Genomic DNA, 24,773 nt, shown 5'->3' with positions numbered 1-24,773 from the left:
AGAAGGCGGCCAAATGGCTGCCTTCTTTGTTTTTGGATCCTGGTTATTTCATTTTCAAGATTGTAAGGCCGAGTTTCTGGCTTCCGCCGTCCTGCTCTCTCACCCACACCACTTCCGTGTCGGCTTCGAGACCCTTGAGTGCCGCGTGATCGGAGTCTATCCGTACGCTGAGAAGGTCGCCCACCTTGAACAGACGAGGCGCCTCGACCTGCATGCCACTGCTGGAAAGGTCGAGGCAGACGCCTGCAACCTCATCTCCTGCGTGAATCAGCGCGACATCGGCATCGACCCGCATGCGGATGAAATCACGCTTTTCGCTGTAGTCCCGATCGGTTTGACTCATGGGCTTCGTCCTTCAATTGGGTTACGGTTTTGCCTGTTCTTATAACTCTCGGTCATTTGACAAGTAAAGACGTCAAGCGACCATCGGCGTGAGCTTGAAACGCCCCGCGGATGGGAGTACCGTCTGCGCCTTAGAAGGGCACCTCTGGTGTGCCTGTCAGTAGGGCTTGTGCCCGAAAGCGGTGCAGTAGAGAGGCTAGAAAGCGAATCCAGTAGTGTGAGTCGGGTCAAATTCCCAACCTGCTACGCCAACCTAATTCTGGCGCCGTTTGCCCACATGCCAAAAACCAGTGCCACGCTGCTGATAATCGATGATGACGAAGTAGTGCGCGCGAGCCTCGCCGCCTATTTGGAAGACAGTGGTTTCAGCGTCTTGCAGGCCAGCAATGGTCAGCAGGGTCTTCAGGTATTCGAGCAAGACAAGCCCGACTTGGTCATCTGCGATCTGCGCATGCCGCAGATGGGCGGACTCGAACTCATCCGCCAGGTCACTGAGCGGTCGCCCCAAACCCCGGTCATCGTGGTTTCCGGCGCCGGCGTGATGAACGACGCGGTCGAGGCCTTGCGCCTGGGCGCAGCGGATTACCTGATCAAGCCTCTCGAAGATCTGGCCGTGCTCGAGCACTCCGTGCGCCGGGCCCTGGATCGTGCGCGCCTGCTGCTGGAAAACCAGCGCTACCGCGAGAAGCTGGAAAAGGCCAATCGCGAGCTCGCAGCCAGCCTGAACCTGCTCCAGGAAGACCAGAACGCCGGTCGCCAAGTGCAGATGAACATGTTGCCGGTCAGTCCCTGGACCATCGACGAGTTCCAGTTTGCTCACCAGATCATCCCGTCGCTGTACCTGTCGGGTGATTTCGTCGACTATTTTCGGGTCGATGAGCGTCGGGTTGCGTTCTACCTGGCGGACGTTTCAGGCCATGGCGCCTCTTCAGCTTTCGTCACCGTGCTGCTGAAATTCATGACCACGCGCTTGTTGTTCGAATCCAAGCGCAACGGCACTTTGCCGGAATTCAAGCCTTCAGAAGTCCTTGGTCATATCAACCGGGGCCTGATCAGTTGTAAGCTGGGTAAACACGTCACAATGGTCGGTGGAGTCATCGACGAGGAGACAGGTTTGTTGACCTATAGCATCGGCGGTCATTTGCCGTTGCCAGTGTTGTACACGCCAGACAGTGTCCGTTATCTGGAAGGGCGTGGTCTGCCGGTGGGCCTCTTCAATGAAGCCACCTACGAAGACCACGTGCTGGAATTGCCGCCGACGTTCAGCCTGACGCTGATGTCTGATGGCATTCTGGACCTTTTGCCAGAACCGACACTCAAAGAAAAAGAAGCGGCTTTGCCCCAGCGGGTTAAGGCAGCGGGCGGCACCCTGGATGGGCTGCGGCAGGTTTTTGGATTGGCCACGCTTGGGGAGATGCCGGATGATATCGCCCTGTTGGTGTTGAGCAGGAATCTTTGATGAGTACCGGTAGAATCCAGTTCGCCGAGCAGGACGGCACCTTCGTCCTCAAGTTCGTCGGTGAAGTTCGCCTGACCCTGTGTTCGGCGTTGGATGCGACTATTGAGCGGATCTTCACCGCGTTGAATTTCAACGCAATCGTGATCGACCTGACCGAAACCCGCAGCATCGACAGCACCACCCTTGGCCTGCTGGCCAAATTGTCGATCCTGTCGCGGCAGAAGGTCGGCTTGCTGCCGACCGTCGTCACCACCCACGAAGACATCACGCGTCTGCTCCAGTCCATGGGCTTCGAACAAGTGTTCAACATCGTGGATCGCCCGATCCCGTGCCCTGAATGCCTGACCGATCTGCCAGACCAGGACCAGTCCGAAGAAGTGGTGCGGATTAAAGTGCTCGAAGCGCACAAAATCCTCATGGGCCTGAACGATTCAAATCGCGAAGCGTTTCATGATTTGGTGAATGCTTTAGAGCGTCACTGATCCTTGAACTAGTCGGGAGTGTCGGTTCACGCAAAACCTGTAGGCGCCAGGCTTGCCGGCGAAGGCGTCCGCCCAATCTCCACATCCGCCCGCGCGAAGCCAAACAAACATCAAACCACGCACACAAAAAAGGGCGAACCCATCAAGGTTCGCCCTTTTTGCGATACGCCGAAGACTAAATCACAGCTTGGCCTGCAACAGCGCCTCAAGCTTCTCCTGATCCCGGGCAAACTGGCGAATCCCCTCAGCCAGTTTCTCGGTCGCCATCGCATCTTCGTTGGACAACCAACGGAACTGTACTTCATTCAGGATCAACCGCGCCTCACCCGCATGCCCCGGCGCCAGTTTGCGCTCCAGCTTGCCGGTGTCTGCTGCCAACTTGTCGATCAGGTCCGGGCTGATGGTCAAACGGTCGCAACCGGCCAGTTGCTCGATCTGATTCAGGTTGCGGAAGCTTGCGCCCATGACCACGGTCTTGTAGTCGTTGGCCTTGTAGTAGTTGTAAATGCGCGTCACCGACTGCACGCCCGGATCATCTGCGCCGCTGTAGTCGCTGCCGTTGGCCTTCTTGTACCAGTCGTAGATGCGGCCCACGAACGGCGAGATCAGGAACACGCCCGCATCGGCACACGCCGCCGCTTGAGCAAACGAGAACAGCAGCGTCAGGTTGGTCTGGATGCCTTCCTTTTCCAGGATCTCCGCAGCGCGGATGCCTTCCCAGGTGGACGCGATCTTGATCAGCACGCGGTCGCGGCCAATGCCGGCCTTGTCGTACAGGTCGATCAGACGGTGCGCGCGCTTCAGTACGGCGTCAGTGTCGAACGACAGGCGTGCATCCACTTCGGTGGAAATACGCCCAGGAATCACTTTCAGAATCTCTTGCCCTACCGCAACGCCAAAACGGTCACTGGCCAGGCCCACATCACCCTTGCAGTCACTGACGCAAGCGTTGAGCAACTCGGCATAACCCGTAATGGCCGCGGCTTTCAGCAGCAGGGAAGGGTTGGTGGTAGCGTCTACCGGTTTAACACGAGCGATCGCTTCGAAGTCGCCGGTGTCGGCAACCACGGTGGTCATTTGTTTGAGTTGTTCCAGCTTGGAAGTCATGGGCGTGCTCTGTCCTATGGGTCTAATGACATTACCCGAGCGCTGACAGCCACTCAAGGGCGCATGTACGTATCGAAGGCCCCGGGGACAACATCTGAGAAACGAATGTTTGAAAGGCTGGGGCACGGTGTTCGTATGTACGATGCCGAATCGGGGCGCAGGTTCAACTCAAGCGACCGTTAGCGCCTCTGGACTCTGCATCCTCGACTTTACGAATGAGGCCTTGAGCGCGTGAGCCGAGCGGTTCTTGGCGCCAAGCTCAACGCTCCCGTCTCGTAACGTCACAAACTCGACTACATCTCCGGCAACCAGTCCAAGCGCGGTGCGCACCTGCGCCGGAATGGTAACCCGTCCTTTCGTCGTTAGTTTCGCAGTTGTCATCAGTGATGCTCCATTCCGCGGGACCAAGGATCTTTCCGTTACCGCCCCTCAAGCAACTCCGCCGCCTGATCCAGCAACACTAAAGGCTCTTTAGCCTTATGAATATCCACCGACAACAACTGCCGAAACTTGCGTGCCCCCGGAAACCCGGTGCCCAGCCCCAGCACGTGCCGGGTGATATGGTGCATCGAACCACCCGCATCGATGTGCGCGGCGACATAAGGCCGCAACTGCGCCAGCGCCTCGGCCCGGCTGATCACCGGCGCCGTGCTGCCGAACAGTTGCTGATCCACCTCGGCCATCACATAAGGGTTGTGATACGCCTCGCGGCCCAGCATCACGCCGTCGAACGTTTGCAAATGTTCGTGACACGCTTCCAGCGTCTTGATCCCGCCGTTGAGAATAATTTCCAGATCCGGAAAATCCTTCTTCAACTGCGCAGCCACGTCATAGCGCAAAGGCGGAATGTCGCGGTTCTCCTTCGGCGACAGCCCCTCCAGAATCGCAATCCGCGCATGCACGGTAAAACTCGTGCACCCGGCGTCGCGAACCGTGCCGACGAACTCGCACAGCTGCTCGTAACTGTCTCGCCCGTTGATCCCGATCCGATGCTTCACTGTCACCGGAATTGACACTGCATCACGCATCGCCTTCACACAATCCGCCACCAACTGCGGATGCCCCATCAACACTGCGCCGATCATATTGTTCTGCACCCGATCACTTGGGCAGCCAACATTCAGATTCACCTCGTCATAGCCGTGCTCCTGCGCCATGCGCGCGCAAGCGGCGAGGTCCAGAGGAACGCTACCGCCGAGTTGCAGGGCGAGCGGATGTTCGGCTTCGTTATGGCGCAGGAAACGCTCGTGATCACCGTTGAGGAGTGCGCCGGTGGTGACCATCTCGGTGTAGAGCAGGGCGTGCTTGGAGAGCAGGCGCAGGAAGAACCGGCAATGGCGGTCGGTCCAATCCATCATCGGGGCGACGGAGAAGCGGCGGGAGAGCAGGGCAGGGGTAACGGCAATCGAAGACATTGGGGATCTGAATCGGTGAGGCTGAGAGGTGGAGAAGTTTATCAGGATTGGGCTTGCCGGGCCTCTGCAAGTCTTGCAACCGTCGTATCAGGTGTGTGAGCCCACATCAATAAATCGCGGTAGCTGAACACATGCTGTCGCCCCGCGATATTTCACCCTGAATCTCGGACATGTGGCCTACGATAACGTGCAGGCCGTATGACCATGCGTATGACCATGCCCTCCGCCCACAGGAAATTGAAAAATGATCCCGAACCTCTTCAAAGTCGTGATGATCACCAGTGCATTGCTGTTGAGCGCCTGCTCGGGCGTGAGCAGCCAAAGCAATGACTCAGAAGACCTGGGGCCATCGTCCGGCTTCGGCCCAGGCCCAACCAATAACCACAGTCAGTTGAATTTCCACGGCAGCGCACTCGGTAGCAGCTTCGGCGAGTACAGTTCTGGGTTGTTGCACGACGATTGAGGTATTCCAGTAGTTGCGTGTTTGCGGGGTGATCGACTGCTGCGCCCGAGCGCGGACCGGTCGACGCAGGCTTCGCCCGCTGCTACAGGGGGCGGGTGGTTATTGGGGGGCGGGGGTGGATTCCCATTGGCCGAGGACTTTCTGGTCGTTGCCCGTCACCTTGGCCAGATGCAACCACTGATCGACATACAACTTCTACCTCATGTCATCTCGCGGCAGCCAGTACGCCTTTTCCCCCTACTGCATAATTTGCACCCACTCGGTCTTCACGCCGAGGCTGTCGGCCAGGGACTGGGCCATGGCGATGTGGATTCCCGAGTAGGCGCCGTCCTCGGCTTTGACGGTGTAAGGCTTATAGTCGCCCGTGGTGCACACGCGCAGTTGGCCTTGCTGAATGACGCTGTGCAGATGCGCATCGGTTAGTGCGCAGCCGCCTTCAACGGGAAATAAACGCTGAATACCGTACCGTCTTCCACACTCGAACTGACTGAAACATCCCCGCCATGGGCCTTGGCAATTTCCCGAACGATAAACAGCCCAAGCCCGACGCTGCGCACATCACTGGCCGTTTCAGTACCTCGGGTCATCGGCTCAAACAGCACATCTATTAGAGCCTGGGGAATAACCGGCCCGTGGTTTTGCACTGACACAATGGCCTGATCAGCGTCCACGCGGGAGGTAATCGTGACGGGCTGCTGCAAATCCCCGTACGCCACGCTGTTGGCCACCAGGTTGCCGATGATTTGCTGCACCCGATCGGCATCCAGGAACGCAGAGCCGCATCCGAATAAGCGGTGCAACAGCGCTGCTTTCGGAAACGCAACCCGCAACTCATCGACACTGTGACTCACGAATGCATGCAAGTCCTGCGACGAAGGGGTGACGGCGATGCCGCTGCCCACCCTGGCGAGCGCGAAGTCCAGCAAGTCGGCAATCATGCGCTCGGCGCGATCCGCCGACTGGCTGATGTGGCCCAGCAGTTTGCTTTCTTTGGCGGTACGCTCGTTTCGCCCCAGGATGTCGGAGGCCATTTTGATCGCGGTCAGCGGGTTTTTAAGGTCGTGGCTGACGATGGCGACCATCTGCTCGGCAAACGACGCGCGACGCTGGGCTTTTTCGTAGGCGTCGCTCAGGTCGGCCTGGGCTTGCTTGAGGGCGGTTTCGGCAGCGGTTTTTTCGCGCAACAGGCCTTCAGCGTTTTTCCGAGCGCTTAGCAATTCGCGCTCATATTTGTCGCGGTCAGTGGTACCGAACAACGCCAGTTCATAGAACGCACCACTGGCGTGCTCGCGACGGACGCCGTTGAGCAGCATGGTCACGGTGCGCTTGTCTTGATGAACCAGGTCAAGTTTGACCTCGGCGACCGAGCCTTGTATCTGCATCAGTGGCGACCAGTGCGTTTGATGGAAGATACGCCCGCCCATGGTCAGCAGGTCCTGAAAGCGCCGGCCGATCAGCGCTTGGGCATCGAAGCCGATCCAATCGCTGAACGTCTGATTGCTGCGCAGGATCGTGCCGTCCTGTTTCGTCACCACCAATGCGCAGGGGGCTTGTTCGAACAACGTCTGCGCATCGGGTAGCGGCGGTAGATCAGTCGACATCAGTGCTTACCCAGGACGACAAAAAGCTGTCCATTTCCGCAGAGCACGCGCTCGGTGCGCTCATGTGCGGGCAATGCCCGACGTTGGCCACCAGGCACAGCGAACTGTTGGGCAGCACGGCGTGCAGGTACTCGCCCACGGCAATCGGGGCGATGAGGTCGTCGGTGGATTGCAGAATCAGCGTCGGCGTGGTCAGCCCTGCGATGTCTTCGCGGTTATCCGAGAGGAACGTTACGCGCGCGAATTGCTTGGCGATTTCCGGTTCGGTGCGGCAGAAGCTGTTGGTCAGTTCTTCGCCCAGCGCCGGTTGCCCGGGCGCGCCCATGATGACCGGGGCCATGGTGCTGGACCAGCCGAGGTAGTTGCTGTCGAGTGTGTCGAGCAGCGAATGGATGTCTTCGAGTTTGAAACCGCCCACATAGTTGTCGGAATCGATGTAGCAGGGCGAAGGACCAATCATTACGTGGGCGGTGATTCTTCCCGGCGACAGCCGATCCGCGAGGGCCGCGATCATCGCGCTGACGGAATGGCCGACCACCACCACCGGACCGCTGGCGACCTGATCGATGATTTCGCTCAGGTCTTTCGCGTAACCATTCAGCGAGCTGTATTTTTCTTTTTCGTAGGCTCCCAGGTCCGATTGACCGGCGCCCACCAGGTCATACAGCACCACTCTGAATCGACCGGTGAAATGATCGATGAGATAACGCCACATGGTCTGATCGCAACCGAAGCCGTGGGAAAAGATCATGGTTGCCCGGCCTTCGCCTATCACTTTGAGGTTGTTACGACGTTGAAGGTCCATGAGGTTTTCCCGAGCGAGCCGAAGGTATTTCTGGCGTGTCGGGAGTTTAGATAGTCGCAGGCATCCGGTCACGTGTTGTCATTGCGAATTGCGACGTCAACGCCTGGTCGTGGACTTCGCCGCTGTCGCCACCGTCCCGGAACCACAGTTGATGTACGACGACTTCTTCAGCCAGCTTTGATCGGGGTAATAGGAAAACAGCAATTGCCCGTCTTTCATCGAATCAATCAGCCGGTGCGCAATGGCCGGTCGCACGGCAGGGCAGCCCAGGCTTCGACCAATCCGCCCGTTGACCCGCGCCAGCATGGGGCTGACATAAGGCGCGCCGTGAATCACGATCGCCCGGTCAAACGCGTTGTCGTTGAAACCCGGCTCCAGGCCTTCCATGCGCAGGGAATAACCGTTCTGCCCGACATAACTCTGTTGGGTGCGATACAAGCCGAGGCTGGTGGCGAAGCTTTCATTTTGATTGGAGAAGTTGACGGCCATGTTCTCGCCGCTGTTGCGACCATGGGCGACCAATTCATGAAACAGCAATTTGCGCTTTTTTAAATCGAACACCCACAGCCGCTGTTCGGTCGAAGGTAGGGAATAATCGATAACCGCAAGTCTTTGGACAGGAGCAGCGCCTTGAGCGATGCTGCATTGCGAGGCGCGAACGGCGAGGCTGATGACGTTGGCGTTAGCTTTCGGGGCCGCTTTGATGAGGGCGGCCGCGAGCGAATCGGCGTAGGCTGACGGTACGGACATTGCAGTCAAGAGCAGGCCCGGCAGTAGAAAGCCAAAACGTAGTGGCGCCATATAGATGTCTCATCATGTTAAGTTCGAGTCTAGCAGCGTGTTGAAAGCCAGGCGTTGATTGCGGGAGATTAAGGATTATTCATGGTGCTTTTAACAAGGTTATTCGTCATAAGCCGCGTATTTTTTATGGGCTTTCTGATCAGCGGCACGGCCCTCGCGGAAACTTCGCCAAATGAGCCGGTAAATGCGCCGACCTCCGTTATCGAAGCTGCAGCGGACGACAACGTCGGTCAAGCGATCCAGGCCTCCCTCGAACCGCTGAAAACTTCATTTCCGCCGTTGCTGACGACGCCGCGTAATCGTCGGATCGATGTCAGCCGTCTGGTTATGGATTTCTACACCCATCGCGCCTATCGCGCGGCATGGACCCGCGACAGCGACGTTGCGCAACTGATCGCGAGCTTGAACGCGACGGAAGCCGATGGTTTGAACCCGACAGATTTCCATATTGAAGCGCTGGTCCGCTCCCAGGCCTCGTTGCAAAGCCAGGACACGCCCGAACAACGGGCTGCTTTCGATATTGCGACCACCCATAACTTTATTACTGCGCTGCTGCAACTGCGGCGGGGCAAGGTCGACCCTTCGAGACTCGACATTCACTGGAATTTTGACGCCAATGGCGTTGATCCGCGCGACGACGTCAATGCGTTCTTCGCTGCACTCGACAGTCACGATGTGGCGAAAGCGTTTGCCATCGCGCCGCCTCAGGAAGCGGTGTACGTCGGTTTGCGTCAGGCGCTGGCGCAATTGCGCGGTATTCGCGACCGGGGTGGCTGGCCGAAAGTGGCGGTCGATCATTCGCTGAAACCTGGCATGGACGAACCGGCGGTCGCGCAGTTGCGCTCGCGCATGGTTGCCGCAGGTTTCCTCGATCCGCGTCTGATCCACGGCACGAAGTACGACGCTGCCGTCACCGCAGCGGTGAAAAAGTATCAGAACGAACAATATCTAGGCGCGGACGGCATGGCGGGGGCGACCACGCTGGCAGCATTGAATGTACCCGTTGACGCGCGCATCGATCAGGTGCGGGTGAACATGGAACGGGCTCGCTGGCTGCTTTATAAGCTCCAGGGCACGTTCGTGATCGTTGATATCGCCGGCTACAAAGTGGCGATGTACCGCGATGGTCAGCCGATCTGGCGCTCCCGGGTGCAGGTCGGCAAAACGGCACGCAACACCCCAATCTTCCAGGCGCAGATTACCTACATCACGTTTAACCCGACCTGGACCGTGCCGCCGACGATCCTCAAGGAAGACGTGCTGCCGAAAATTCAGAGCAATCCTGGCTACCTGGCCGCCAACCGTATTCGCGTGATTGACCGCGAAGGCAATGTGGTGGATCCGTCGACCGTCGACTGGACCAACCCGCGCGGCATTAGCTTGCGTCAGGACGCGGGTGCGGATAGCTCGCTGGGTCAGGTGGTGATCCGTTTCCCCAACGACTACGCGATTTACCTGCACGACACGCCGCACCGCGAGTTGTTTGCCAAGACTGTCCGCGCGACCAGTTCGGGCTGCATTCGGGTGGAGAACCCGCTGCAGCTGGTGGAGTTGTTGTTCAACGATCCGGTTAAATGGAACAGCGCCGGTATTCAGAAACAGCTGGCCAACGGCAAGACCGAAAACATTCGGCTGCCGGTGAAAGTACCTGTGTTGCTGGCTTACTGGACCGTAGATTTAGCCAGTGACGGGCGCGTTTCTTTTAAACCGGATGTGTACGGTTACGACGAACCCGTGTTGCGGGCATTAAATCGACCTTCGCAATTGCCGGTGTTGAATCTGCATGCGGCGACGGCCTCGGTGGGGACCGTTCAGTAACCCGCGCTTGGAACTGGCGCTGTGCATGCAATGCCACGCCTGCCCAAACGACAATTGCCCCGCACCATCCCGTAGACTAAGCTCGCAAACATTAAGGGTTTTGGGCCTTCGCCCACGCCTTACCCTTGCAGGACGAGCTTTTGCCTATCTCCCATGACGATCCGCGCCACACCAGTGGCGTCGCTTTGAAACGGCTGCCGCTGCGCAAGGCAGCGGTAGCGTTTATTGCGGTGGTGTGTCTGTGCCTGTGCGGTTTGCTGTACCTGCAACTGGAGCAATCGCGCCGCCACGATCTCGCGGTGGCTGAAGTGGCGTCCTCGAACCTGACGCGCGCCATGGCGCAGCAGGCCGAAGACACGTTCATGAAAGCCGATCTGGTGCTGACCAGTTTGGCAGACTGGATTCAGGCGGACGGTTTTGACCTGGCACAAACGCCACGCCTGCAGAAAACCTTCGCCCGTCGGGTCCAGGCGCTGAGCCAGTTGCATGGGATCTTCCTGTTTGATCAGAAGGGCCAGTGGGTCGTCACCTCGTTTGAAGACCTGCCTCGTGGCCCGAGCGTGGCGGACCGCGACTATTTCCTGTTTCACCAGCAGAACGTGTCTTCGGTAGCGCACATCGGCCCCGCTATTCGCAGTCGCGCGAATGGCGAGTGGATCATTCCGATTTCCAAGCGGGTAAACGATCAAGACGGTCATTTCCGCGGCGTGTTGATGGCCGGCATCAAAATGTCCTACTTCGATCAATTTTTCAAAAGCTTCAGCCTCGATGACGACGGCACGATGTTCCTCGCACTGACCGACGGCACACTGCTGGCGCGGCGGCCGTTCGTGGAGTCGCAGATCGGCCTGTCACTGGCCAAAGGGGATATTTTCACCAAGCACCTGGCCGGTGCCATGTCTGGCAACGCGATGATGGGTTCCGTGCTCGATGGCACCGTCCGTTTGTATGGCTACCGGCAACTGGATGCGTATCCGTTGGTGGTGTCCGCGGCCTCGTCCCGGGAATCGATCCTCAAGGGGTGGCACGACACGGCGTTTCAATCCAGCGTCATCGTGGCGCTGGTGGTGCTGGGCGTGGGGTTGTTCGGATGGGTATTCGTGCGCCAGGTGCGCCTCGGCGAGCGGGTAGAGAAGGATTTGCGCAAGGCCAAGGAAGCGCTGAAGCTGATCGCAACGCATGACAGTTTGACGGGGCTGGCCAACCGCCGATTGTTCGAGCAGGCGCTGGACATTGAGTTCGGACGTGGCATCCGACAGGCAACTTCGCTGAGCCTGATCATGCTCGATATCGATTATTTCAAGCGTTACAACGATGCTTACGGACACGTGGCGGGTGATTACTGCCTGGCAGAAGTGGCGCGGGCGGTGAAGAGTTGCTGCCATCGAAGCGTCGATCTGGCGGTGCGCTACGGTGGTGAAGAATTCGCCGTGTTGCTGCCGGGCACGGATATTCATGGAGCGCTGGTGATCGCCGAGCAGATCCGCCGCAGCGTTATGGCACGCAATATCAATCACAGCGGTGCACCCAGCGGTTTTGTGACCGTCAGCCTGGGTTGTTATGCCTTTGTTCCGACTCGCCTGGACAGCACCGAAGTGCTGATCAAGCGTGCGGATGCGGCGTTATATCAAGCCAAGCATTCCGGGCGAAACCGTTCGGCAGTGCTGTCGAAGGAAGGCGGCTTCGACGAGCTGATGCGCTCAGATCGTTGAGCGAACGGTGTGTCGGCCAACCATCGCCCCGTGAGTTCACGTCACGGGTCACTCTTGTGCGTTCAGCTGCCGGTCCCGCCTCCGGCACCGCCAGTTCCGCCGCCCGCACCCCCAGTGCCACCGCCCGCGCCTGAACCGCTACCGCCACCAGCTCCGCCCGAACTGCCGCTCGATGAGCCCGCGCCGCCATCGCCTTTGCTGCCGCCGTCGCCAGTGTTGCTGCCCGAAGGCTGCCCCGGGTTGTTGTTGGGCGCCATCGTCGAGCCGCTCGTCGATCCGGATTTTGTGCCAGTGGCGTCTGCGCCGTCACCGGTCGCTGCGACAGTGCTGGCGGATGCCACCACCAAAAGACTCGCCAGTAACAGTGATGTGATTTTGATGTTCATCAGAATGCGTCTCCAAAGAAGAGTCGGTACCTGATATTGGTGGAATTTACCGTGCAGTTGGTGCCGGGAGGATGACCAACGGTCTCAGGGTGAGTCGAATCCGTTATCTGCAAGCCTTTGTTCAAGACGCTGGCGCACCTGCGGCCACTCATCGTCAATGATGCTGAACCGCACCGAATTGCGCTTGCGCCCGTCTGGCATGATTCGCTCGTGACGCACGATGCCTTCCTGCTGCGCACCGAGCCGGAGAATGGCGTTGCGCGATTTCAGGTTGTTTTCATCAGTGGTGAATTGCACCCGCACACAGTTCAATACCTCGAAGGCGTGGTGCAGCATCAGGTATTTGGCTTCGGTGTTGACGAAGGTTTTTTGCCAGCGGGCCGAGATCCAGCTGCTGCCGATCTCGAGCTTGCGATTAGGCCGGTCGACTTTCCAGAAGCGCGTGGAGCCGATGACTTCGCCGGTGTCCTTGAGCACGATGGCGAACGGCAGGACAGTGCCGGTATCCCGGCCATCCAGGGCTTTTTTCAGGTAACTGTCGACGGTGGTCGGGGAGGGCACGACGGTCACGGTGAGGTTCCAAAGCTCACCGTCACTCGCAGCCTGTACCAGTGCGTCGGCATCGCTGTATTGCAGCGGACGCAGTTTGATGGCGTGACCTTCCAGGGTGGTGTTCATGACGTCGGTTTTCTCGGCGGATCAGGTGGGCAGTGGGCGCCTATTACGCCGTACTTGAGACAACCGACGCAACCACCGGAACGCGTGGAGGTCACACGTGAACACACTTTTCCGGAGCGCCGGCCCATGAAAAATCTGCGCATCGCAACGTTCAACGTCAATGGCATGCGCGCCCGGCTGCCCAACCTGCTGGCCTGGCTGGAGCGCGAGAGGCCGGACATCGTCTGCTTGCAGGAGCTCAAGTCGGTGGACAGCGCCTTTCCTGCCGCAGAACTTGAAGCCGCCGGCTACGGGGCAATCTGGCAGGGACAGTCGTCGTGGAACGGGGTGGCGATTCTGGCGCGGGATGCGCAGCCGCTGGAGAGTCGGCGCGGTCTGCCGGGCGACGACAGCGATACCCACAGCCGGTATCTGGAAGCGGCGGTGCACGGAGTGCTGGTGGGTTGTTTGTACCTGCCCAATGGCAATCCGCAGCCCGGGCCGAAGTTTGACTACAAACTGGCGTGGTTCGAGCGGCTGATCGCCTACGCGAAGGATCTGCAGAGTAGCGAGCACCCGGTGGTGCTGGCCGGCGATTACAACGTGGTGCCCACCGACCTCGATATCTACAACACGCGCTCCTGGCTAAAGGATGCGTTGCTGCAACCGCAAAGCCGCGAGTGTTATCAGCGATTGCTGGATCAGGGCTGGATCGACTCCCTGCGCTATTTGTACCCGGAGGATCGGCTCTACACCTTCTGGGATTATTTCCGACAACACTGGCAGAAGAATTCCGGGCTGCGCATCGATCATCTACTGCTCAACCCCGCGTTGAACCCGTACCTGCAAGAGGCCGGTGTCGACGCCTGGGTGCGCAACGAGCCGCACGCCAGCGACCATGCTCCGACGTGGATTCAACTGAGCTCGCGCAAACAGCGTTGATGTCCACGAGTACAGCGATTGGCGAAATCAATTGTCGTTTGCAGCGCTTTTTCCCTTATACATGGCGCCCATTGGCGGAGTGATCCGCGGCACCGTGCATAAGGACCTAGCAATGAACGAAACACGTCTGAGCAATCTTGCGTTATACCTGCAACGCTTGGGTTTCGACACGCCACCTGCGCCAACGCTGGAGACCCTGCGTCAGTTGCAGTTTCGGCATACCGGGGCTTTTGCGTTCGAAAATCTCACGACGCTGTCCGGTGAACCTGTCCGCATCGATCTGCCGTCCATCGAGCAAAAGGTTCTGCACGAGCGCCGCGGTGGTTACTGTTACGAACTCAATAGCCTGTTCCTCGCCTTGCTTCAGGCGCTGGGCTTCGATGCTCGCGGCATCTCCGGCCGCGTCGTCATGGGGCAGCCGGAAGGAGCGTGGACCGCGCGTACCCACCGCTTGAGCCTGGTCACCCTCGAGGGCGTGCGCTACATCACCGATGTTGGCTTCGGTGGCATGGTTCCCACCGGACCGCTGCTGCTCGATACCCAGGCGGAACAACTCACACCTCACGAACCCTATCGCATCGAACAGCATGTCGATGGCTATACCCTGCGCGCCAACGTCGCCGGTGAGTGGCGAGCGATGTACATCTTCGACCTGCAACGCCAGGAAGACATCGATTACGCCGTTGGCAACTGGTACGTCTCGACCCATCCCGAATCGACGTTTGCCAAACAGCTGATGGTGGCGCGGACCGGTGAGGGCTGGCGGCGCACGCTGAACAATGGCAGCTATGCGATCCATCGGATCGGTGGCGAAAGCGAGCGTCGGCAAGTTGCGGACGTGGGTGAACTGGTTGGGCTGCTGGAGAGCGAGTTCAGGATTCGGGTGCCGGAGCACGGGCAGTTGAAGCGTGCGCTTGAGCGATTGATCGAACCCGCCTAGGGGCGCACGTCCGGCTCCATCATTCGATGGATTTCGCTGACGGCGTCCAGCAGCTTTTTTTCCAGGCTTTTCAGGTCGGAGGCCGTTAAGCCTTTTTTTAGGAGCGCGGTCTCGGCTGGCTTTCCCTTGTCATTGAGCAGGGCGTGGCGGAGCGTATTGTTGATCACCGTCTGGTAGCCATACCCCTCGCTCTCCGCGAGCGTACGCGCAGCCTCTATGACCGATTCATCGAGCATGATGGTAATGCGGGTTTTACCTTTGCTGGAGGCGACCGCTCCACGCTTGGCATTGCTGAAGTCGTATTCATCTTTCATCACTCAAGCCTCCAGATAGTGGCGGCGCTCGTTTTTCGTGGCGAGGCGCGCGGAAATGATTCGAACGAAATTCGGATCGCGATAGGTGTACGCGACGACCAGCAAGCGACCTTTGGCGTCCAGCCCCATGATGATCCATCGCTGCTCATCATGGTGATTGTCCTGAATCGTCAGCGCTCGCTCGTCATGGAAGACCGCTTCCGTTTCGGCGAGGCTGATGCCTTGATGCTTGAGTTTGTTCGCTGCGTTTTTTGCCTTGTGATACTGAATTTCGAATGGCTTCATTATGCATACTTTATATGTATAAAAAAGAGGGCGACCTTACCGGTGGTCGCCAGGAACTCAAAAGACTAGCGGGATAAAAGACGGGGCCCGATGCGCATATATTTCAAGGTTTATTGGCGGAGTGCTTGATGGGGCAGTTGGCTGAAATGGACACATGTCCATAATCTGACTGACGAGTTGTATACAACTCTATAGACATTTGTCCTGAGTCTTGCATACAGTGTGCGCATAACAAAAACCAGGGAACCCTTCAAACATGAAAACGCCCCATGTTTCACACCCACGGCCTGAGGACGAAAACCTCGGGGTCGGCGCGAATATGGCTTACGGCCTGCAACATGTTCTGACCATGTACGGCGGCATCGTCGCGGTGCCGTTGATCATTGGCCAAGCGGCCGGGCTCTCGCCGGCAGATATCGGTTTGTTGATTGCTGCTTCATTGTTTGCAGGGGGGCTGGCGACGTTACTCCAGACCCTTGGTTTACCGTTTTTCGGTTGTCAGTTGCCGCTGGTGCAGGGCGTTTCCTTCTCGGGCGTCGCCACCATGGTGGCGATTGTCAGCAGTGGTGGGGAGGGCGGATTTCAGTCAATTCTCGGAGCGGTGATCGCCGCCTCATTGATCGGATTGCTGATCACCCCAGTGTTCTCGCGCATCACCAAGTTTTTCCCGCCGCTGGTGACGGGCATTGTGATCACTACCATCGGCCTGACGCTGATGCCGGTGGCTGCGCGCTGGGCCATGGGTGGCAACAGCCATGCTCCGGACTTCGGCAGCATGGCGAATATCGGTCTGGCGGCGGTGACGCTGGTGCTGGTGTTGTTGCTGAGCAAAATTGGCAGCGCGACTATCTCGCGGTTATCGATCCTGCTGGCTATGGTCATCGGTACGATCATCGCGGTGTTCCTCGGTATGGCGGATTTCTCATCCGTCACCCAGGGCGCGATGTTTGGCTTCCCGACGCCGTTCCATTTCGGCATGCCGACCTTCCACTTCGCCGCGATCCTGTCGATGTGCATCGTGGTCATGGTGACACTGGTGGAAACCTCGGCGGACATCCTTGCTGTCGGCGAAATCATCGGCACCAAGGTTGACTCCAAACGCCTCGGCAACGGTTTGCGTGCAGATATGCTGTCGAGCATGATCGCGCCGATCTTCGGTTCCTTCACCCAAAGTGCATTCGCCCAAAACGTCGGGCTGGTGGCGGTGACCGGGATCAAGAGTCGGTTCGTGGTCGCCACTGGCGGTTTGTTCCTGGTGATCCTTGGCTTGCTGCCCTTTATGGGCCGGGTCATCGCCGCCGTACCGACCTCCGTGCTCGGCGGCGCCGGGATCGTGCTGTTCGGCACCGTGGCCGCCAGCGGTATCCGCACCTTGTCCAAGGTCGACTACCGCAACAACGTCAACCTGATCATCGTCGCGACCTCCATCGGTTTCGGCATGATCCCGATCGCCGCGCCGAACTTCTATGACCACTTCCCCAGCTGGTTCGCGACGATTTTCCACTCGGGCATCAGCTCCTCGGCAATCATGGCCATCGTGTTGAACCTGACCTTCAACCACCTCACCGCCGGCAACTCGGACCAACAGTCGGTGTTTGCGGCAGGGACCGAGCGGGTCTTGCGGTATCAGGATCTGGCGGCGCTGCGTGAAGGGGATTACTTCAGCGAAGGCAGGTTGCACGACTGCGACGGCAAGGAAATCCCGGTGGAGGAGGTAGACCACGGGCATGGAGAGGCGAAGGCGGTGCAGGTGAAAAGCGGTGAGCATGTCTGATCGCGATAGCTAGATCAAAAGATCGCAGCCTGCGGCAGCTCCTACAGGGTGAACGCCATCCCAACGTAGGAGCTGCCGTAGACTGCGATCTTTTGACTTCATGAGCAGCACAAAAAAGCCCCTGAACCTTTCGGTTCAGGGGCTTCTCGTTGTTGCTTGTCTGGCTCCACGACCTGGACTCGAACCAGGGACCCAGTGATTAACAGTCACTTGCTCTACCAACTGAGCTATCGCGGAATGGCGTGTATGTTACTGATTCAAAAAGAGAAGTCAAGCACCAGTTGGCGGTTGGATGAATTCTTGGGAACGGGCGGTGGTTTATCGGCGATTGGCGGTTACCAGAAACGCATCAGAGGTCTACCATGGCCGCCCGGAAGTGGTTACACGCGCTACCGGCCATTCGCCGAAAAGGTACGCGTCATGAATCAACCAGTCCTCACAGCTTGTAACCGCGGGGTGTCCGCATGAGCATCGCACAGATCAGCCTGCCAAAAGGTGTCGGCCCGCACGCCGAAAAACTCCTCGATGCAATCACTCAGGCCAGTACCGCTGACGAATTGAACCGTGCTGGCGGCAAAGCCGAGGGTTTTGTTCTGGGTCTGGAAAGTGCCAAGGCCATCAAAAGCCAGGTCGCTGAATCGCTGTACGTTGCCTATGACGACGCCGCCAGCCAGCGCGCGACCGAACTGGCTTAACCGCCGAACGTCACGGTGCCGAGCATCAGTTTGGCGTATAGAAGCGTCGCGCCCAGTTGCACCAGCCACAACGCCAGGCCGCCGAGAAACACCCCGGCCGCGACTTGCAGGACCAGGTTCTTGCCGCGTTTGGCGGGTGTGCGGGCGGTAAAGGTGTCCAGTTCGTCCAGGTCATCGCGCTCAGCGCGCAGGTCATCGTTTTTCATATCGGCTCACATCGAATCGGTGGTGTACACAAACCCTGTTGGAGCCGGCAACCCGGCTCCAACAAAGTAGATGTGCGCAGTCTAGAGGGCTTGGCACGCCGGTTGAGAATTATCTGCGAGCAAAAAAAACGGGAAGCCCAAGGGCTTCCCGTTTTTTGTATCAACCTGCGACTCAGATCACCGCTACGATGGCCTTGGTCACTGCGTCAATGTTGCTCTGGTTCAACGCAGCGACGCAGATGCGCCCGGTGTCCAAAGCGTAGATGCCAAACTCGTTGCGCAGACGGGTCACTTGCTCAACCGTCAGGCCGGAGTAGGAGAACATGCCGCGCTGACGGCCGACGAAGCTGAAGTCGTGCTGCGGAGCCTGTTGCGCCAGCAGATCAACCATCTGCGTGCGCATGCCGCGAATCCGCAGGCGCATTTCAGCCAGTTCGGTTTCCCACTGGGCGCGCAGTTCCGGGCTGTTCAGCACGGCGGCGACGATGGTTGCGCCGTGGGTCGGCGGGTTGGAGTAGTTGGTGCGGATCACGCGTTTGACTTGCGACAGCACCCGCGCGCTTTCTTCTTTCGATTCGCTGACGATCGACAGGGCGCCAACGCGCTCGCCGTACAGCGAGAAGGATTTGGAGAACGAGCTGGAAACGAAGAAGGTCAGGCCCGACTCAGCGAACAGGCGCACGGCAGCGGCGTCCTCGTGGATGCCGTCGCCAAAGCCTTGGTAGGCCATGTCGAGGAACGGCACGAGACCTTTGGCTTTCACCACGTCCAGCACATTGTTCCAGTCCGCCGGGCTCAGGTCGACGCCGGTCGGGTTGTGGCAGCAGGCGTGCAGCACGACGATCGAACCGGAGGGCAAAGCGTTCAAGTCTTCCAGCAGGCCGGCGCGATTGACGTCGTGTGTCGCGGCGTCGTAGTAGCGGTAGTTCTGTACCGGGAAACCGGCGGTTTCGAACAGCGCGCGGTGGTTTTCCCAGCTCGGGTCGCTGATCGCCACGACGGCGTTCGGCAGCAGTTGCTTGAGGAAGTCGGCACCGATTTTCAGTGCGCCAGTGCCGCCCACCGCTTGGGTGGTGATGACTCGGCCAGCAGTGATCAGCGGCGAGTCATTGCCAAACAGCAGTTTTTGCACGGCCTGGTCGTAGGCAGCGATGCCATCGATCGGCAGGTAGCCACGGGAAGCGTGTTGAGCGACGCGAATCGTCTCGGCTTCGACAACGGCGCGCAGGAGTGGAATTCGCCCCTCCTCGTTGCAGTAAACGCCGACCCCCAGGTTGACCTTATTGGTACGGGAATCGGCGTTGAATGCTTCGTTGAGGCCCAGGATTGGATCGCGTGGTGCCATTTCGACAGCGGAGAACAGGCTCATTTTTGCGGCGGCTCTGAATGGAGTGTGGAGGGACGTGTCGCGCTCCAGCCGAATGCACTAGAGCGGTGCACAAACGGGGAGCTAGTATAGAGGCCATCTGCGATCGATGGCGACAGTCGATTCGGCTTTTAGCGTAAGTTTTTTCGATTATTTTTCGACCGTTAGTCGATTGGCTGCGTCAAAGATGTCGAGGGATGTAGGACGTTTGCCTTGAAAGCGAGGGCAATCGGCACCACATTGAGTGCAATCCAGTTTTTTCCTCGGGCGACGTCGGTCGTTTGTGGTCTTTCCCGTTCCTGCCAGTTTGATCGGCCAGGCGCGAATCAGGGGTATTGAATGTCTGAATTCCAGCTTGTCACTCGCTTCGAGCCCGCCGGCGACCAGCCAGAAGCCATTCGCCTGATGGTCGAGGGCATCGAAGCCGGGTTGGCGCACCAGACATTGCTCGGTGTGACCGGCTCGGGCAAGACTTTCAGTATCGCCAACGTCATTGCCCAGGTGCAGCGCCCGACCTTGGTGCTGGCGCCGAACAAAACCCTGGCCGCGCAGTTGTACGGCGAGTTCAAGGCGTTTTTCCCAAACAACGCCGTTGAGTATTTCGTTTCCTATTACGACTACTATCAGCCCGAAGCCTACGTGCCGTCCTCGGACACCTTCATCGAGAAGGACGCTTCGATCAACGATCACATCGAACAGATGCGACTCTCGGCGACCAAAGCGCTGCTGGAGCGCAAGGACGCGATCATCGTCACCACCGTGTCGTGCATCTACGGTCTGGGCAGCCCTGAAACCTATCTGAAAATGGTCCTGCACGTGGATCGCGGTGACAAGCTCGATCAGCGCGCCCTGCTGCGTCGCCTGGCCGACCTGCAATACACCCGTAACGACATGGATTTTGCCCGCGCGACTTTCCGTGTGCGCGGTGACGTCATTGACATCCACCCAGCGGAATCCGATTTCGAAGCCATCCGCATCGAGCTGTTCGATGACGAAGTCGAGAGTCTGTCGGCGTTCGATCCGCTGACCGGCGAGGTCATCCGCAAACTGCCGCGCTTCACCTTCTACCCGAAAAGCCACTACGTAACGCCGCGGGAAACCCTGCTCGGCGCCATCGAGGGCATCAAGGTCGAATTGCAGGAGCGCCTGGACTACCTGCGTACCAACAACAAACTGGTGGAAGCCCAGCGTCTGGAGCAGCGCACCCGTTTCGACCTCGAGATGATCCTCGAACTTGGCTACTGCAACGGCATCGAAAACTACTCGCGTTACCTCTCGGGCCGCGATTCCGGTCAGGCACCACCGACCTTGTTCGACTATTTGCCGGCCGATGCCTTGCTGGTGATCGACGAATCCCACGTCAGCGTGCCGCAGGTCGGTGCGATGTACAAAGGTGACCGTTCACGCAAGGAAACTCTGGTGGAATACGGTTTCCGCCTGCCGTCAGCGTTGGATAACCGGCCGATGCGCTTCGACGAGTTCGAAAGCATCAGCCCGCAGACGATCTTTGTTTCGGCCACGCCGGGCAATTACGAGGCGGAACACGCCGGTCGCGTGGTCGAGCAACTGGTGCGCCCGACTGGTCTGGTGGACCCGCAAATCGAAATTCGCCCGGCGCTGACTCAGGTCGACGATCTGCTCTCGGAAATCGGCAAGCGTGTGGCGTTGGAAGAACGGGTTCTGGTCACCACGCTGACCAAACGCATGTCGGAGGATTTGACCGATTACCTGGCTGACCACGGCGTGCGCGTGCGTTATCTGCACTCGGACATCGATACCGTGGAGCGGGTGGAAATCATCCGCGATTTGCGCCTCGGCGCTTTCGACGTGCTGGTGGGGATCAACCTGCTGCGTGAAGGCCTGGACATGCCGGAAGTCTCGCTGGTGGCGATTCTCGATGCGGACAAGGAAGGTTTCCTGCGGTCCGAGCGCTCGCTGATCCAGACCATCGGCCGCGCGGCGCGTAACCTCAATGGCCGGGCGATTCTGTACGCGGACCGGATCACCGGTTCGATGGAGCGGGCGATTGGCGAAACCGAGCGTCGCCGCGACAAGCAGATCGCCTACAACCTGGCCAACGGCATCACGCCCAAAGGTGTGTTCAAGGACGTGGCCGACATCATGGAAGGCGCCACCGTACCGGGTTCGCGCAGCAAGAAGCGCAAGGGCATGGCCAAGGCTGCCGAGGAGAGCGCCAAGTACGAAGCCGAACTGCGCTCGCCGGGAGAAATCGCCAAGCGGATCAAAGGGCTGGAAGAGAAGATGTACCAGCTCGCGCGGGATCTGGAATTCGAGGCGGCGGCGCAGATGCGCGACGAGATCAGCAAGCTGCGGGAGCGATTGATCGCCGTCTGATCTCTAGCGCCTTTTGGGCCCCATCGCGAGCAGGGATTACGCTGAACCCTGTAGGAGTGAGCCTGCTCGCGATTGGGGCACCACTGATTTAATGGGCTTCCCCAGCCTTCAACCCCGCCGGCAACTTCTTGGTCAGCAACACGGCAATCATGCTGATCCCCAGCGCAATCCCGACAAAGTGAAACGCATCGTTGTACGCCATGATCGATGCCTGCTGATGGGCAATCTCACTGAGCTTGCCCAGCGCCGCCGTTTCACTGCCAATGCGATCCGTCAGTGAGGCCATGCGTTCGGCCACTTGCGGGTTGGTTGGCACAATTGATTCGCGCAAGTAATCAAAGTAAGTCTTGGTCCGCGCATCCAGCAACGTGGCGAGCAGGGCGATGCCGATCGCGCCGCCGAGGTTGCGCAGGATGTTGAACAGGCTCGACGCCGACCCCGCATCCTCCGGCAGGATGTACGCGGTGGCGATGAGCGAGATGGTCACCATAATCAGCGGCTGGCCCAGCGCGCGGATGATCTGGATCTGATTGAATTGTGGCCCGGCGAAATCCGGGTTCAGCACCCCCGACGAAAAACTTGCCAGCCCGAACAATCCAAATCCCAGGGTGCACAGCCATTTTGGCGAGATAATCTTCATCAGTTTCGGCACCAGCGGAATCAGGAACAGCTGCGGCACGCCCATCCACATGATCACCTCGCCGATCTGCAGGGCGTTGTAGTTCTGGATTTGCGCCAGATACAGCGGCAACAAATAGATCGAACCATACAAGCCGACACCCATCCCGACACTGGAAATGCTCGATAAACCGAAGTTGCGATTACCGAGGATGCCTAGGTTGATCAGCGGATTGGGCTTGGAAAACTGCACGATCACGAAGGTGATCAGGCTGACCAGTGCGATGCTGCCAAGGGTGACGATCAGGTTCGATTCAAGCCAGTCCTTGCGATGGCCTTCCTCCAGAAACACTTGCAGACAACCGAGGCCGACACCGAGCGTGACGATCCCCAGGTAGTCAGTGCTTTTCAACAGTTCCCAGTGCGCCTCTTTCTTTTCCAGGCCATACATCAGGCCGGCGATCATGATCAGGCCCGGCGGAATGTTGATGTAGAAGATGTATTCCCAGCCCCAGTTTTCCGTCAGCCAGCCGCCAAGTGTCGGGCCGATGGAGGGCGCGAAGGTGGCGGTCATGGCAAACATCGCCATGCCTTTGGCGCGATGGTGCTCAGGGAGTTTGATCAGCGTGAGGGTGAACGCCAGCGGGATCAGCGCGCCGCCGGTGAAGCCTTGCAGCGCGCGGAACACGATCATGCTTTCCAGGCTCCACGCCATCGAGCACAGCAGCGATGCAGCGAGAAATCCGAGGGAAACCCACACCGCCAAACGCCGCGCCGAGAGCAACTGCACCAGCCACGCGGTCAGCGGAATCATGATGATTTCCGCCACCAGGTACGACGTGGAAATCCACGAGCCTTCTTCGAGAGTCGCCGACAGCGCGCCTTGAATGTCCTTGAGCGACGAGTTGGTGATCTGGATGTCGAGCACCGCCATGAAGGCGCCGAGCATCACACTCATCACCGCGATCCAGTCGCGCCGGGTCGGTTCGCCGACCGGGCGCAGCAGTTGATCACCGGCCATCGTCAGGGGCGTCTTTGATGTTCACTTTGGCGGTGACCGACATGCCCGGACGAATCTTGCCGTGCAGCGGATTGTCCGCGGCGAAGGTCAGTTTTACCGGAATCCGTTGTACGACTTTGGTGAAGTTGCCCGTGGCATTGTCCGGCGGCAACAGGCTGAACTGCGCGCCTGAGGCGGCGAACAGGCTGTCGACCCGCGCTTCGATCGGCATGTCGCTGTAGGCGTCGAAGGTCAGCTCGGCTTTCTGCCCGGGCTGCATGTGGCCGATCTGGGTTTCCTTGAAGTTGGCCTGAATCCAGATGTCCTGATCCGGGACGATCGACAGCAGGTAGGCGCCGGCCTGCACGTATTGGCCTTCGCGAGCGGCGCGCTGGCCGATCAGGCCGCTGATCGGCGCGTGGATTTCGCTGCGGGTGAGGTTCAGTTCGGCCTGGGCCAGATCGGTTTTCGCGTTGGCGATCATGGCGTCGAGGCGTTTGATTTCGGCGCTCAGGGAATTGACCTGCTGGCGCTGACTTTGCGCGTCGGCCTGGGCCTTGCTCACTTGCGAGCGGGCTATGTGGTTATCGGCGGAAAGGGTGGTTACCCGTTCCTCTGAAACATAACCGGGTTTGCGCAAGGTTTGCGCGCGAGACAAGTCGATTTGCGAGCGGCCCAGGCTGGCCTGGCTGGAGGCGACTTGCGCGTCGCTGGCGGCGATCAGGCTGCCTTGCTGAGTCAGTTTGCTCTGGGCTTGCAGACGTTCGGCCTGGCGGGTGGCGAGGGCGGCATTGGCGCGGTCGACGGCGAGATGGAAGTCATCGCCTTCGAGCTTGATCAGCAACTGGCCTTTCTCGACGTGCTGGTTGTCCTGCGCCAACACCTGATTGATGCGCGCGCCCAACTGGCTCGACACGCGGGTGATCTCACCCTGGACATAGGCGTTATCGGTGCTTTCATAAAACCGCCCCTTGAAGAACCACTGGGCAAAAAAGCCCCCGGCAATCAACAGGACGATCAATAGGAAAATAAACAGGCGGCGCTTGAGTTGGGCAGGCATGGGGCAAACTGTAGTCGAGAAATTGTAAGGGAAGTTATCAGCAGGCGAATCTGGCATACAGTCGATAGTGGGTAAATGCCAGCGGCTGATAATCCATCATTCATCGCGACGGAGGCCCGTTGTAGACGCAACCTTGGCTTAAATGCCCTGTTCACTGGAGCCGGGCGGGC

25 protein-coding genes, 1 tRNA gene and 1 pseudogene are annotated in these 24,773 nt (G+C 58.9%); 10 read left to right on the top strand and 17 right to left on the bottom strand.

Annotated features, from left to right (window positions below; all coding sequences use genetic code 11):
- Positions 1–43 precede the first annotated feature (43 nt).
- Positions 44–343, bottom strand: coding sequence for a PilZ domain-containing protein (locus ACYZT4_RS11645; RefSeq protein ID WP_461987904.1), 300 nt, complete (start codon positions 341–343; stop codon positions 44–46).
- Between the two features lie 276 nt (positions 344–619).
- Between ACYZT4_RS11645 and rssB the strand changes: the two genes are divergently transcribed.
- Together rssB and rssC are read left to right on the top strand one after the other, a co-directional pair.
- Positions 620–1,801: a two-component system response regulator RssB gene (rssB, locus tag ACYZT4_RS11640; protein WP_461987902.1), complete on the top strand. Its 1,182-nt coding sequence runs from the start codon at positions 620–622 to the stop codon at positions 1,799–1,801.
- The gene (rssC, locus tag ACYZT4_RS11635; RefSeq protein WP_007935262.1) at positions 1,801–2,283 is read left to right on the top strand and encodes an anti-sigma factor antagonist RssC; all 483 of its coding nucleotides are present in this window, start codon (positions 1,801–1,803) and stop codon (positions 2,281–2,283) included. The genes rssB and rssC overlap by 1 nt, the downstream gene beginning before the upstream one ends.
- 180 nt (positions 2,284–2,463) lie before the next feature.
- Here rssC and tal read toward each other — a convergent pair whose 3' ends face one another.
- The 3 genes from tal to dusA all read right to left on the bottom strand — a co-directional run bounded on the left by tal (position 2,464) and on the right by dusA (position 4,805).
- Positions 2,464–3,390: a transaldolase gene (tal, locus tag ACYZT4_RS11630; protein ID WP_461987900.1), complete on the bottom strand. Its 927-nt coding sequence runs from the start codon at positions 3,388–3,390 to the stop codon at positions 2,464–2,466.
- Between the two features lie 168 nt (positions 3,391–3,558).
- The gene (locus tag ACYZT4_RS11625; protein ID WP_461987899.1) at positions 3,559–3,771 is read right to left on the bottom strand and encodes an AbrB/MazE/SpoVT family DNA-binding domain-containing protein; all 213 of its coding nucleotides are present in this window, start codon (positions 3,769–3,771) and stop codon (positions 3,559–3,561) included.
- Positions 3,772–3,809: 38 nt separating this feature from the next.
- A complete protein-coding gene (gene dusA / locus ACYZT4_RS11620) occupies positions 3,810–4,805 on the bottom strand; it encodes a tRNA dihydrouridine(20/20a) synthase DusA (RefSeq protein ID WP_461987897.1) in 996 nt (331 codons plus the stop codon).
- Between the two features lie 244 nt (positions 4,806–5,049).
- Here dusA and ACYZT4_RS11615 point away from each other — a divergent pair, with 244 nt between their 5' ends.
- Positions 5,050–5,268, top strand: coding sequence for a hypothetical protein (locus ACYZT4_RS11615; protein ID WP_461987895.1), 219 nt, complete (start codon positions 5,050–5,052; stop codon positions 5,266–5,268).
- Positions 5,269–5,367: 99 nt separating this feature from the next.
- Here the strand turns inward: ACYZT4_RS11615 and ACYZT4_RS11610 are convergent.
- From ACYZT4_RS11610 to ACYZT4_RS11595, 4 genes and pseudogenes are all read right to left on the bottom strand, one after another.
- Positions 5,368–5,727 (bottom strand): annotated as a pseudogene (locus ACYZT4_RS11610) (transporter substrate-binding domain-containing protein).
- Positions 5,688–6,869 (bottom strand): PAS domain-containing sensor histidine kinase, encoded by a 1,182-nt coding sequence (locus tag ACYZT4_RS11605; protein ID WP_461987893.1) that lies wholly within the window; start codon positions 6,867–6,869, stop codon positions 5,688–5,690. Before ACYZT4_RS11605 ends, ACYZT4_RS11610 begins: the two are co-directional and overlap by 40 nt.
- Positions 6,859–7,674 (bottom strand): alpha/beta fold hydrolase, encoded by an 816-nt coding sequence (locus tag ACYZT4_RS11600; RefSeq protein WP_461987892.1) that lies wholly within the window; start codon positions 7,672–7,674, stop codon positions 6,859–6,861. Before ACYZT4_RS11600 ends, ACYZT4_RS11605 begins: the two co-directional genes overlap by 11 nt.
- 96 nt (positions 7,675–7,770) lie before the next feature.
- On the bottom strand, positions 7,771–8,475 hold the full coding sequence (locus ACYZT4_RS11595) for a murein L,D-transpeptidase catalytic domain family protein (protein WP_461987890.1): 705 nt from the start codon (positions 8,473–8,475) through the stop codon (positions 7,771–7,773).
- An 81-nt stretch (positions 8,476–8,556) separates the two neighbouring features.
- Between ACYZT4_RS11595 and ACYZT4_RS11590 the strand changes: the two genes are divergently transcribed.
- Together ACYZT4_RS11590 and ACYZT4_RS11585 are read left to right on the top strand one after the other, a co-directional pair.
- The gene (locus ACYZT4_RS11590; RefSeq protein WP_461987888.1) at positions 8,557–10,293 is read left to right on the top strand and encodes a L,D-transpeptidase family protein; all 1,737 of its coding nucleotides are present in this window, start codon (positions 8,557–8,559) and stop codon (positions 10,291–10,293) included.
- Between the two features lie 140 nt (positions 10,294–10,433).
- Positions 10,434–12,005: a sensor domain-containing diguanylate cyclase gene (locus ACYZT4_RS11585; RefSeq protein WP_461987886.1), complete on the top strand. Its 1,572-nt coding sequence runs from the start codon at positions 10,434–10,436 to the stop codon at positions 12,003–12,005.
- A 62-nt stretch (positions 12,006–12,067) separates the two neighbouring features.
- Here ACYZT4_RS11585 and ACYZT4_RS11580 read toward each other — a convergent pair whose 3' ends face one another.
- Together ACYZT4_RS11580 and ACYZT4_RS11575 are read right to left on the bottom strand one after the other, a co-directional pair.
- Positions 12,068–12,394 (bottom strand): hypothetical protein, encoded by a 327-nt coding sequence (locus ACYZT4_RS11580; RefSeq protein WP_461988658.1) that lies wholly within the window; start codon positions 12,392–12,394, stop codon positions 12,068–12,070.
- A gap of 81 nt (positions 12,395–12,475) precedes the next feature.
- Positions 12,476–13,069, bottom strand: coding sequence for a GNAT family N-acetyltransferase (locus ACYZT4_RS11575; RefSeq protein ID WP_461987884.1), 594 nt, complete (start codon positions 13,067–13,069; stop codon positions 12,476–12,478).
- A 126-nt stretch (positions 13,070–13,195) separates the two neighbouring features.
- On the opposite strand from ACYZT4_RS11575, the gene xth reads away from it, so the two are divergent.
- Entirely contained in the window at positions 13,196–13,990 is a 795-nt protein-coding gene (gene xth, locus ACYZT4_RS11570) for an exodeoxyribonuclease III (RefSeq protein WP_461987882.1), read from the top strand.
- 112 nt (positions 13,991–14,102) lie between these two features.
- Entirely contained in the window at positions 14,103–14,930 is an 828-nt protein-coding gene (locus tag ACYZT4_RS11565) for an arylamine N-acetyltransferase family protein (RefSeq protein ID WP_461987880.1), read from the top strand.
- Here ACYZT4_RS11565 and ACYZT4_RS11560 read toward each other — a convergent pair.
- Positions 14,927–15,244: a BrnA antitoxin family protein gene (locus tag ACYZT4_RS11560; RefSeq protein ID WP_461987878.1), complete on the bottom strand. Its 318-nt coding sequence runs from the start codon at positions 15,242–15,244 to the stop codon at positions 14,927–14,929. The two genes, ACYZT4_RS11565 and ACYZT4_RS11560, sit on opposite strands and share 4 nt — an antisense overlap.
- Positions 15,245–15,247: 3 nt before the next feature.
- Positions 15,248–15,529 carry a BrnT family toxin gene (locus ACYZT4_RS11555; protein ID WP_461987876.1) on the bottom strand — a complete coding sequence of 94 codons (282 nt, stop codon included), beginning with the start codon at positions 15,527–15,529 and terminating at the stop codon, positions 15,248–15,250.
- 256 nt (positions 15,530–15,785) lie between these two features.
- Here ACYZT4_RS11555 and ACYZT4_RS11550 point away from each other — a divergent pair, with 256 nt between their 5' ends.
- Positions 15,786–17,303 carry a nucleobase:cation symporter-2 family protein gene (locus ACYZT4_RS11550; protein WP_461987875.1) on the top strand — a complete coding sequence of 506 codons (1,518 nt, stop codon included), beginning with the start codon at positions 15,786–15,788 and terminating at the stop codon, positions 17,301–17,303.
- 161 nt (positions 17,304–17,464) lie between these two features.
- Here the strand turns inward: ACYZT4_RS11550 and ACYZT4_RS11545 are convergent.
- Positions 17,465–17,540 (bottom strand) — tRNA-Asn (locus tag ACYZT4_RS11545).
- Positions 17,541–17,767: 227 nt separating this feature from the next.
- Between ACYZT4_RS11545 and ACYZT4_RS11540 the strand changes: the two genes are divergently transcribed.
- Complete coding sequence (locus ACYZT4_RS11540) at positions 17,768–17,998, top strand: hypothetical protein (RefSeq protein WP_054054139.1); 231 nt, start codon at positions 17,768–17,770, stop codon at positions 17,996–17,998.
- Here ACYZT4_RS11540 and ACYZT4_RS11535 read toward each other — a convergent pair.
- Positions 17,995–18,204: a hypothetical protein gene (locus ACYZT4_RS11535; RefSeq protein WP_461987874.1), complete on the bottom strand. Its 210-nt coding sequence runs from the start codon at positions 18,202–18,204 to the stop codon at positions 17,995–17,997. The genes ACYZT4_RS11540 and ACYZT4_RS11535 overlap by 4 nt on opposite strands.
- A gap of 172 nt (positions 18,205–18,376) precedes the next feature.
- Positions 18,377–19,573, bottom strand: a complete 1,197-nt coding sequence (locus tag ACYZT4_RS11530) for an amino acid aminotransferase (protein WP_461987872.1) — start codon at positions 19,571–19,573, stop codon at positions 18,377–18,379.
- A 336-nt stretch (positions 19,574–19,909) separates the two neighbouring features.
- On the opposite strand from ACYZT4_RS11530, the gene uvrB reads away from it, so the two are divergent.
- Positions 19,910–21,925, top strand: coding sequence for an excinuclease ABC subunit UvrB (gene uvrB, locus ACYZT4_RS11525; RefSeq protein ID WP_461987870.1), 2,016 nt, complete (start codon positions 19,910–19,912; stop codon positions 21,923–21,925).
- Between the two features lie 88 nt (positions 21,926–22,013).
- Here the strand turns inward: uvrB and ACYZT4_RS11520 are convergent, their stop codons facing one another.
- Together ACYZT4_RS11520 and ACYZT4_RS11515 are read right to left on the bottom strand one after the other, a co-directional pair.
- Positions 22,014–23,564 carry an MDR family MFS transporter gene (locus ACYZT4_RS11520; RefSeq protein ID WP_461987868.1) on the bottom strand — a complete coding sequence of 517 codons (1,551 nt, stop codon included), beginning with the start codon at positions 23,562–23,564 and terminating at the stop codon, positions 22,014–22,016.
- Positions 23,554–24,603 carry an HlyD family secretion protein gene (locus ACYZT4_RS11515; protein ID WP_461987866.1) on the bottom strand — a complete coding sequence of 350 codons (1,050 nt, stop codon included), beginning with the start codon at positions 24,601–24,603 and terminating at the stop codon, positions 23,554–23,556. Before ACYZT4_RS11515 ends, ACYZT4_RS11520 begins: the two co-directional genes overlap by 11 nt.
- Between the last annotated feature and the right edge of the window lie 170 nt (positions 24,604–24,773).

It is taken from the genome of Pseudomonas sp. GB2N2, assembly GCF_054897705.1.
This window is presented reverse-complemented; position numbering and strand designations above follow the sequence as displayed.